We start from the raw sequence: 7,621 nt of genomic DNA, 5'->3' as shown, positions 1-7,621 counted from the left end.
CCTCGCCGCGTTCGGCGCGCTCGGCTCGTTCACGCTCGCGCTGGGCTTCGCGCTCGGCGCGCTCGGCCTGACGGCGGGCTTCTTCTTCGGCGCGGCGCTCTTCGGCCTGCTGGGCCGCAATGATAGCTGCGGCCTGTGCACCGGATTCGTCTTCGAAGTCGATGTCGAAGCCTTGGCCGGCCTGTTCGCGCTGGGCGATCTCGCTGACCGAACGCAGCGGCTGGAGCGCGCGCAGGACGCGGAAATAGTGCTCGGCGTGTTGGGTGTAGTTTTCGGCCAGAACGCGGTCACCGGCAGCGGCGGCATCGCGGGCCAGCTGCATATAGCGTTCGTAGACCGTCTGGGCATTACCGCGAACCTTGATGTTCTCGGGGCCTTGCGAGTCCCACGAACGGTTCGGGTTGGTTGCATTCGCGTTATTGCCGCCGCTCGGCTTGCGATTGCGGCCGCGTTGGCGCTTCATGCCCTTGAAATCTCTCATCGAGGTTACCGTGCTGGTGCGGGTCGGGCTGTCGGTGTGACAGTCTGGGCCCAAGTCCTGGTTCCGCGCTTTCGGGGCCAATCCCCGTTGCGATGTGTTCGGAAAAACGTGTGTCGCCCTGTGGTCCGCCGTGCCGAAGAAGGCCCGACCGTCACATGTCCCAGTCACGCAGATGCGAGGTGTCGAGACCGCGTTCGTCGTGTTTGAGTGGGAGACAAAAGGGACTTAGCGCGTGAAACGGCTCTTTGCCAAGGGCTTTATTTGCAAAAAGCGGCGACAGCCGTTGAGGACTATCGCCGCTTTTGCATGACGGGTTTGCCCGCCTTGAGGGATCAGGATTGCGGACGCGGGGCCGTTTTCGGGTCCGGACCATTGGTGACCACGCGGTCGCGGTCGCCCAGATCCTTGACCACCTTCACATCGCTGAAGCCGGCCTGTTCGAACAGGGCCTTGACCTGCGGGCCTTGGTCCCAGCCGATCTCGACGGCGAAAATGCCGTCGTGACGCAGCACGCGTTTAATCTCGGGAGCCAGCACGCGATATGGCTCCAGACCGTCTTCGCCGCCGTCCAGTGCCAGATGCGGATCATGGTCACGCACCTCCGGATCAAGGGTCGCGATATCCTTGGTCGGGATATAGGGCGGGTTGGACACCACCAGATCAAAGCTGTTGTCCGCAAACCCCGTTGCCCATTCGGTGCGCAGGAAGGTGCACCGGTTGTTCAGGTCAAGGTTGGCGGCATTCTCGCGCGCCACTGCGATGGCCTCGGTCGAGATGTCGGTACCGACGCCGCGTGCGGCAGGGCGCTCGGCCAGCGTCGCCAGCAGGATGCAGCCCGAGCCGGTCCCCAGATCGGCCATCTCGAAGCTCTGCTGCGGAGCGAAGGCCAAGGTGGCGATATCGACGATGACTTCCGTATCGGCACGCGGGCTCAGCACGTCCGGCGTGACGTTGAGCATGATCTTCCAGAAGCCCTTCTTGCCCAGAATTTTGGACACGGGCTCGCGACGCAGACGGCGCTCCAGATAGTGATCCATCTGGCGGGTCTGTTCGGGGGTGACCGCGCGATAGGGATCGGTCAGGATGTCGACACGACCTGCGCCCGTGGCCGCTTCCAGCAGGATACGGGCGTCGATGGACGGACTGTCGATACCGGCGGCCTTGAGGCGCGCCTGAGCGTCCTTCCACGTCGTCAGAAGGGTCGCGCCACTGGAAGTATTGGAGGAGGTCGTGGTCATGGGCATTGATTGGGGACTAAGCCGTCAAATTTCAAGGCGGAACAGGTCTGGCACAGGATCGTTCTGAACCGCCATGGCCCGTAAAAAATCATCCCGACCGACCAAGTCCCTGCTGGGGGACGTGATGGGGGCCCTGTCCGCCCCGTCCCGAAGCCGGCGCGGCGGGCCGCGACGGGGACCGGCATGGCTGCGCTATCTGGGGGCTGCGGGCGGCGGGTTGGCCGCCGGAGCAACCGCGGCGCACCTGCTCTACACCCAAGGCCACAAGGTCGGTCTGGACCTGCGCCAATTCCGCCCCGATAACGATCAGGATGACACCTCGCCCGAGGCCTTCGATGCCAGAGAGCCGGGCCGCGGCCGACTGGCCGATCGCCCGTCACGTATACCTTTCAAGGGGTGGATCGACATTCTGTGGCGCACCGCCATGGGCTTTTTTAGTGATCGGGTAACGTTCACCGCAGGCGGCATCACCTTCTTTATGTTGCTGGCCCTGTTTCCGGCCATCGCCGCCTTTGTCACCATCTACGGTCTGTTTGCCGATCCCGGTGATGCATGGGGGCGTCTGGACTTTATCTACGAGATGCTGCCGTCCAATGTGTCGGCCTTCCTCGGCAACGAGATGACGCGTCTGGCGTCCAATTCGACCGGCACCCTCACCTTCACCCTGATCTGGACCCTGTTGCTGTCCCTATGGGCCGCCAATGGCGGGGTGAAGACACTCTTTTACGGTCTGAACGTCGCCTATCACGAGACCGAAAAACGCAACATTGTCGTCTATAATCTAGTGTGCATGGCCTGCACCGTCTCGGCCCTGATCGGGGTGATGCTGACGTCGCTGCTCGTGGTGGGTATTCCGGTGGTGGTGTCCATCTTCCGGCTGCAGGACGAGTGGGCCTTTCTCTCGCCTCTGCGCTGGCCAGTCCTGTTCGTGGTTTTTATAGGCTTCCTCAGCCTGATCTATCGCATCGGGCCAAGCCGGGTGTCGCCACGCTGGCGCTGGCTGACGCCGGGGGCGATCGTAGCCGCGACCCTGAGCCTGCTGGTGTCGTTGCTGTTCAGCTGGTTCCTGGGCAATTTCGTCCGCACCGACTCCTACGGCCCGCTGTCGGCGGCCATGGGTTTCTTGCTGTGGACGTGGATTTCCTTGCAGGTGGTGCTGATCGGCGCGCGCCTGAACGCCGAGATCGAGCACCAGACGGCACTGGACACCACGGTTGGCCCCGCCAAGCCGATTGGCCAGCGCGGTGCGGTCATGGCGGACTCAGTGGGTCCAAGGCGGGGTTCGGGATCCGCAGAGCCAAACGCCCCGTCGCTACGCGCTCGGGTCAGGCGCACCCTGAACAAGGTGCGCCGCAAAGCCAGCTAAAAGGCTTTAGGCGAACTCTGCCTCAAGGTCGGCAAGACGAGCGGCCTGATCCTCGGCAATCAGGGCGTTCAGCACCGGATCGAGGTCGCCTTCTAAAATCTGCGGCAGGCTGTGCAGGGTCAGGCCGATACGGTGGTCGGTCACGCGCCCTTGCGGATAGTTATAGGTGCGGATGCGCTCTGAACGGTCGCCGGAGCCGACCTGCGACTTGCGTGCGTCCGAACGGGCGGCATCCTTGGCCTGACGCTGTTGGTCATAAAGGCGGATACGCAGGTTTTTCATCGCCTTGTCGCGGTTCACGTGCTGCGACTTTTCAGATGACGTCACCACAATGCCGGTCGGCAAGTGGGTGATACGCACAGCCGAGTCGGTCTTGTTGACGTGCTGGCCGCCGGCACCGGACGAACGGTAGGTGTCGATGCGGATGTCCTGATCGCGGATTTCGATTTCCACGTCCTCGACTTCCGGCAGTACGGCTACGGTCGCGGCAGAGGTGTGGATGCGGCCACCGGCTTCGGTAGCAGGCACGCGCTGGACGCGGTGCACGCCGGACTCGAACTTCAGTCGCCCGAACACGCCCTCGCCCGTGATGGTGGCGATGATTTCCTTATAGCCGCCCGCCTCACCTTCGGTGGCGCTGTCGATCTCGACCCGCCAGCCAACGCTGGAGGCATAGCGGCTGTACATGCGGAACAGGTCACCCGCGAACAGGGCCGCCTCGTCGCCGCCGGTACCGGCGCGCACTTCCAGAACCGCAGAGGCCTTTTCATCGGCATCGCGCGGGGCCAGCAGCAGGGCGACATCGCGCTCCAGTTGCGGCAGGCGGTCCTTCAAGGCCTCCATCTCTTCGGCGGCCATTTCGGCCATATCCGGATCGGAGGCCATGGCTTCCAGATCGGCCATCTCGCGACGGGCACGATTGACGGCCTCGACCGCATCGGCGACCGGCTTCAGCTCGGCATGTTCCTTGGACAGGCGCACGATCTCGGCCCCGTCTGTGGCCGCGCCCATGCGCGCCTCCACTTGGCGGAAACGGTCAAGAACCTGATCAAGGCGGGCTTGGGGCAGTCGCAAAGGCATCCTCCGGTTAGGCGGGAGCGTCTGTGTATGTCAGCCGTGCCCGACAAGTCCATTCCCTTAAGGTACGACAACCCCAGCCGAAGGGCTGATGCCCTGCTCTGCGCAGGTCTGTGCAAGGGTAAACTGAGCTGTTCACCATGATCTGGCTTCATTGTGATGAGCCGTCACAAGCGCGTCAGACCTATTTCGCCACGCCGCCCCAGCCCTTAGCTCAGAAAGGCAAGCCCGCCGGTTCTCCCGACGTGGAGGGTTTGCTCGACGCGAACAGCGGAGACAGGGGATGACTGAATTTCACGATCCGGCCACCATGGGTGGCGATGACATCGCACGTCTGTGCGCTCAGTACGATGCACTGATTGCCAAGGGGACCGACCTGTCTCCGGACGCAGCCGCCGAACTGCGGGCACTGGCCAATATTTTCGATCTGGACGCCGCAACCGAGCCCGCAGCGCTGTGGCCTGTCCTGCGCGCCGTGCTGGTCAAGCAGATGCCGACCGATACCGCTCCGCAGGCCAATGGGACCGATGCCGGCGCTCGCACCGTCCTGCTGGTAGAGGACGACGCCGATGCCGCTGCGGCCCTGACCGAAACACTGGACGAAGCCGGCCATCGCGTGATCGGCCCGTTTCACAGCGCCGAGGCGGCCGAAGCCGCTACGGCCCTGCACCAGATCGACCTGGCATTGCTGGATATCAATCTGTCGGGCGATGCCTCGGGCGTTGATCTGGCCCGCAGCCTTAAGTCGCGCTGGGGTATGCCGGTGATCTTTATTTCGGGGGATGTGACCCAAGCGGCGCGCAACGCCGATCTGGCCTCGGCCATGGTGATCAAGCCCTATTCGTCACACGATGTTCTGGCCGCCATCGCCCGCTTGGAGATGGCTAACTGACGATTGTCCGGTCGCGGATGAACCCAAACCGCGTCGTGGCGTTTGGGCTTGGCCCGCGACCGGCAGGGCTCTTTTCTTGACAAGGCGCCGATGGACCCCTTTTTCGTCTTTCTTCTGGTGGGCATTCTTGCGCAGGCGGTCGATGGGGCGCTGGGCATGGCCTATGGCGTGATCTCCTCTTCGGTCCTGCTGGCCGTTGGTGTGCCGCCCGCCACGGCCTCGGCCAGTGTGCATGCTGCCGAGGTTTTCACTACGGCCGCCTCCGCCACCAGCCACACGGTTCATCGCAACATCGACTGGCGGCTGTTTGTGCCCTTGGCCATTGCCGGTGTGATCGGCGGGGTTCTGGGGGCCTATGTGCTGGCCGGGATCGACGGCAATGTGATCAAACCCTTCGTCGTGGGCTATCTGGCCCTGATCGGCTGCTGGATTTTGTGGCGGGCCGGACATGACCCCAAGCCGCGCAAACTGCCGCGATGGATTACCGCGCCGTTCGGTCTGGTGGGTGGTTTTCTGGACGCCATCGGTGGTGGCGGCTGGGGGCCGACCGTAACCTCTTCGATGATTGCGTCCGGTCAGGAGCCGCGAAAGGCCATCGGTACTGTCAACACGGCCGAGTTTTTCCTGACGGTCGCCGTTTCGGCCACCTTTGTCTGGGCGCTGGTGACCGGTCACTGGAAAGAGGCCGGCGCGCTGGAAAATCACGCCTGGGCGGTGGCCGGTCTGGTCGCGGGCGGTCTGATCGCCGCACCGTTTGCCGGACTGATCGTCAAGAAGGTGCCGCGCAAGGTGTTGGCCTATGCGGTCGGCATTTTGCTGGTGGGTCTGGCGATCTTTCAGGGGGTGCAGCTGGCCCTGTAAGGCCAGCTGACTTCACAGCGTTGGCGCTTAACGCGGATAGGTCTGTTTGAAGCTGTCGCGCTCTTCCATGGTCTGCTGGAAAGCCACCAGCTTGGGACGCCCCGTTTTCCAGTCATAGTCCGGATGGCGGAAGCCGATCCATGTCACGGCAATGGCTGCGGTAATCGTGCCAAGATTGATGTCCGAGGCATCGAGATTTTCAGCTTCCAGCGCATCTAGTGCACGGCCCATATTGGCGGTCCAGCGGTCGATCCATGACGCAGAACGCTCGCTCTCCGGACGGCGCTTTTCCAGCACCAGTTTGACGCCCATTTCCAGCGCCTGATTGCCCAGTGTCTCCAGACGTTTGATCTTGAGCCACGCCTCGGTTTGGGTGGGCAGCAGCGTAGGCCCCGTACCGATCATATCCAGATACTGGGCAATAACCGGACTGTCATTCAGGGGCAGTCCGTCCTCCGCCACCAGCGTCGGCACCTGCACTACCGGATTGGTGCCCAGAAGTTCCGGCGCATTGGCATAGGGGTCTACCACCACCTCTTCGATCCGGTCGGCCAAGCCTTTTTCATGGGCAACAATGCGAACCTTGCGGGCGAAGGGCGAAGGGGTGGTGATGTAGAGCTTCATGGATCAGACCTTATCGGGAGCAACACATTGTTTGTCGCGCATTAGCGCCCATTCCTCGCATTGGCGACCGTCGGCGAACACACAGACGCCATACTGGCCGCCATCGGCAGCGGTGCGGATTTCCGAGCGCCCGCCCGTCTCTGCGCAATGGACCGAGGCGGGATTGGGCATGCCGATCCGCGTCTGAGTCGCTTCTTTCTCGGGCTGCGTACAGGCCCCCAGCATCAGAACGGGTGCGGCGAACAAGGCGATGGGGACGAGACGCATGAGCATAGCTCCTTAGGTCGTTGAGACTTCCGCAGCCTTGCGGGCCGCCTCCAGTTCAGCGGCCTTCTCTTCAACCAGTTCCACAATGTGGTCGATCATCCCGTCATTCGCCTGCTTGTGGGCGATCTTGCCGTTCAGATAGACCATGCCCGATCCGGCACCGCCGCCAGTGAAACCGATGTCGGTGTAGAGGGCCTCGCCCGGACCATTCACCACGCAGCCGATGACCGACAGGCTCATGGGCGTAGCGATGTGGGCCAGCTTTTCCTCGAGGATGGCGACCGTCTCGATGACGTTGAAGCCCTGACGCGCGCAACTGGGGCAGGCGATGATGTTCACGCCGCGATGGCGAAGGCCCAGCGACTTGAGGATATCAAAGCCGACCTTGATCTCTTCCACGGGATCGGCGGCCAGAGAGACGCGAATGGTGTCGCCAATACCGGCCCACAACATGGAGCCCATGCCGATGGCCGATTTGATGGTGCCGGTGCGAAGGGGACCGGCCTCGGTCACGCCAAGGTGCAGCGGACAGTCGATGGCTTCGGCCAGCTGCTGGTAGGCCGCGACCGTCAGGAAGGGATCGGACGCCTTCACCGAAATCTTGAACTCGTGGAAGTCATTGTCCTGAAGGATGCGGGCGTGGTTCAGCGCGCTTTCCACCATGGCGTCGGGGCAAGGCTCGCCGTATTTTTCCAGCAGTTCCTTCTCCAGCGATCCGGCATTGACGCCGATCCGCATGGAACAGCCGTTGTCGCGCGCGGCCTTGATGACTTCCTTCACGCGCTCGGACGAGCCGATATTGCCGGGATTGATGC

At 63.0% G+C, this 7,621-nt stretch carries 9 protein-coding genes; 3 read left to right on the top strand and 6 right to left on the bottom strand.

Features of this window, described 5'->3' with window-relative positions:
* The coding region (locus tag B3B04_RS05940; protein ID WP_409516072.1) for a DUF4167 domain-containing protein at positions 1-463 on the bottom strand (463 nt) is incomplete at its 3' end.
* 350 nt (positions 464-813) lie between these two features.
* On the bottom strand, positions 814-1,719 hold the full coding sequence (gene prmC / locus B3B04_RS05935; protein ID WP_292040958.1) for a peptide chain release factor N(5)-glutamine methyltransferase: 906 nt from the start codon (positions 1,717-1,719) through the stop codon (positions 814-816).
* A gap of 73 nt (positions 1,720-1,792) precedes the next feature.
* On the opposite strand from prmC, the gene B3B04_RS05930 reads away from it, so the two are divergent.
* The gene (locus B3B04_RS05930) at positions 1,793-3,085 is read left to right on the top strand and encodes a YihY/virulence factor BrkB family protein (protein ID WP_292040956.1); all 1,293 of its coding nucleotides are present in this window, start codon (positions 1,793-1,795) and stop codon (positions 3,083-3,085) included.
* A 6-nt stretch (positions 3,086-3,091) separates the two neighbouring features.
* Here the strand turns inward: B3B04_RS05930 and prfA are convergent, their stop codons facing one another.
* The gene (gene prfA / locus B3B04_RS05925; protein WP_292040954.1) at positions 3,092-4,159 is read right to left on the bottom strand and encodes a peptide chain release factor 1; all 1,068 of its coding nucleotides are present in this window, start codon (positions 4,157-4,159) and stop codon (positions 3,092-3,094) included.
* A 286-nt stretch (positions 4,160-4,445) separates the two neighbouring features.
* Between prfA and B3B04_RS05920 the strand changes: the two genes are divergently transcribed.
* Positions 4,446-5,054 carry a response regulator gene (locus tag B3B04_RS05920; RefSeq protein WP_292040952.1) on the top strand — a complete coding sequence of 203 codons (609 nt, stop codon included), beginning with the start codon at positions 4,446-4,448 and terminating at the stop codon, positions 5,052-5,054.
* Positions 5,055-5,144: 90 nt separating this feature from the next.
* Positions 5,145-5,915 (top strand): sulfite exporter TauE/SafE family protein, encoded by a 771-nt coding sequence (locus tag B3B04_RS05915; protein ID WP_292040948.1) that lies wholly within the window; start codon positions 5,145-5,147, stop codon positions 5,913-5,915.
* 27 nt (positions 5,916-5,942) lie between these two features.
* Here B3B04_RS05915 and B3B04_RS05910 read toward each other — a convergent pair whose 3' ends face one another.
* The 3 genes from B3B04_RS05910 to ispG all read right to left on the bottom strand — a co-directional run.
* Positions 5,943-6,539, bottom strand: a complete 597-nt coding sequence (locus tag B3B04_RS05910) for a glutathione S-transferase N-terminal domain-containing protein (protein ID WP_292040945.1) — start codon at positions 6,537-6,539, stop codon at positions 5,943-5,945.
* Positions 6,540-6,542: 3 nt separating this feature from the next.
* The gene (locus B3B04_RS05905) at positions 6,543-6,806 is read right to left on the bottom strand and encodes a DUF333 domain-containing protein (protein ID WP_292040942.1); all 264 of its coding nucleotides are present in this window, start codon (positions 6,804-6,806) and stop codon (positions 6,543-6,545) included.
* A 12-nt stretch (positions 6,807-6,818) separates the two neighbouring features.
* Positions 6,819-7,621: flavodoxin-dependent (E)-4-hydroxy-3-methylbut-2-enyl-diphosphate synthase (ispG, locus tag B3B04_RS05900; protein ID WP_292040939.1), on the bottom strand; the 803-nt coding region annotated here is incomplete at its 5' end.

Origin of the sequence: Brevundimonas sp. UBA5713, from assembly GCF_002419815.1 — a bacterium.
GTDB lineage: Bacteria > Pseudomonadota > Alphaproteobacteria > Caulobacterales > Caulobacteraceae > Brevundimonas.
This window is presented reverse-complemented; position numbering and strand designations above follow the sequence as displayed.

Coding starts and splice junctions, on each gene's coding strand:
- prmC (WP_292040958.1), bottom strand. CDS start 1,719: ATGACCACGACCTCCTCCAATACTTCCAGTGGCGCGACCCTTCTGACG.
- B3B04_RS05930 (WP_292040956.1), top strand. CDS start 1,793: ATGGCCCGTAAAAAATCATCCCGACCGACCAAGTCCCTGCTGGGGGAC.
- B3B04_RS05920 (WP_292040952.1), top strand. CDS start 4,446: ATGACTGAATTTCACGATCCGGCCACCATGGGTGGCGATGACATCGCA.
- B3B04_RS05915 (WP_292040948.1), top strand. CDS start 5,145: ATGGACCCCTTTTTCGTCTTTCTTCTGGTGGGCATTCTTGCGCAGGCG.
- B3B04_RS05910 (WP_292040945.1), bottom strand. CDS start 6,539: ATGAAGCTCTACATCACCACCCCTTCGCCCTTCGCCCGCAAGGTTCGC.
- B3B04_RS05905 (WP_292040942.1), bottom strand. CDS start 6,806: ATGCGTCTCGTCCCCATCGCCTTGTTCGCCGCACCCGTTCTGATGCTG.